The 1,341-nt window shown below is 72.3% G+C and carries 3 protein-coding genes; 2 read left to right on the forward strand and 1 reads right to left on the reverse strand.

Translation table 11 applies throughout. The annotated features are described in order from the left end of the window. A partial coding sequence (locus tag J0670_RS38120; protein ID WP_307806877.1) for an ARMT1-like domain-containing protein occupies window positions 1-448 on the reverse strand: 448 nt, incomplete at its 3' end. 72 nt (window positions 449-520) lie between these two features. Between J0670_RS38120 and J0670_RS38125 the strand changes: the two genes are divergently transcribed. Together J0670_RS38125 and J0670_RS38130 are read left to right on the forward strand one after the other, a co-directional pair. Further along, a complete protein-coding gene (locus J0670_RS38125) occupies window positions 521-709 on the forward strand; it encodes a hypothetical protein (RefSeq protein WP_207817349.1) in 189 nt (62 codons plus the stop codon). A 150-nt stretch (window positions 710-859) separates the two neighbouring features. Beyond that, complete coding sequence (locus tag J0670_RS38130) at window positions 860-1,111, forward strand: hypothetical protein (protein WP_207817350.1); 252 nt, start codon at window positions 860-862, stop codon at window positions 1,109-1,111. The last annotated feature ends 230 nt before the right edge of the window (window positions 1,112-1,341 follow it).

A 1,341-nucleotide genomic window follows, 5' to 3' on the forward strand; every position in this document is an offset into this window, starting at 1 on the left:
CCTCCGCTCTCCTGGCGTCCGGCAAAGCGTCGAGCCCGCCCAGGGCTTCCAGTTCCTCGTCCACTGCGGCCCCGCCCAACTCGGCGTCCTTGAACGGCGCGAACGGGTCGACGCCCCGCCAGCTCCCGGGCCCGAAGTATCCGGTGGCCTCCAGCAGTCGCCGGTAGAAGTAGCTCTCCGCCCACAGGAACGGCACCTCGCCCCACGGCCGGCCCCACAGCCCCTCGCCCCACTCCAGCCACCGGTCACGGTCATGGGCGCCGGCCGGCGGCGGCTCCAGCACGCCCGTGGTGCTCTCCGCCAGCAGCCGCTCCACCGCCTCCCGCTCGGCCGGGCCGTACGGCAGCGCGTCGAGCACCTGCCGGACGAGCTTCGGATGGCGCTCATGGAACACGCCCCAGGAGAAGGAGCCTGGGACATCGCTACGGATCACGGGTGCGGTCGACACGCGGACAAGTTCAGCACGAAACGTCCCGACCGCGACATCCACACGTCCCTGTACCGGACGTACCTACGGATCATGGAGCGGATCAACACCCGCCTCCGCGCCGACGGCTTCGAGGAGTTCACTCCCCGAGAGCCGGAGCACTACTGGTGGGGCCCCATACCCCTGGCCTTCGACGTTCCGGACGACGAAGCCATCAGGGACCTGGAGCAGCAGATCGACCTGCTCGTCACCTCGCTCGCCACGATCGAGGTTCCTTCCTGACCCTCGCCCCTCCCCCGATCGGGTGAGGCCCGGGGCGCGCCGGCCGCACACCGCACGGGAAGCACCCGGTCGGTCCGCCGCACGCCTGCCCCGGGCACGGATCCGTCCTCTACGGTGTGTCACCCCGAGCGCGAGGACCGGAGGTTCCCCGTGTCAGACGAGACGACACCGCAGTACCGCTCCTACAGCTGGGAGGACGACCAGGGCGGCTTCTACCTGGTCCTCTACCCGGGCGTGGAGGAGGCCGACGAGGTGCGCAAGGCCCGGTTCCGCGCGATGGGCGCCCAGGAGGCGGCGATCATGCTCGCCGAGATGGCGGCCGAACGCACGTCCCTCGAACCCCTCAGGCCCGGCCGCCCCGCCCTCCGCCTGGTCCGCGACCCGGACCCTTCCGCGTCATGACCGCTGGAACTCCTCTGGTTCCTCCTCGCGGGGCCCGGGCACCCGGGCCCCGCGAGGGCGGTCTCAGACCGCGGTGGCGACGATGCCGGTGAGGTGTGCCGCCACGTCGGACGGGCCCGGCATGGTGGCGATCTCGGCACTGACCTCGCGCGCGGCGCGGGTCAGGGCGTCGTCGGTGAGCAGGCGGCGCAGCAGGGCCGGGTCGATGTCGGCGGCGGTCGCGGCGAGGC

Source organism: Streptomyces sp. FH025 (assembly GCF_017427025.1).
Taxonomy (GTDB): domain Bacteria; phylum Actinomycetota; class Actinomycetes; order Streptomycetales; family Streptomycetaceae; genus Kitasatospora.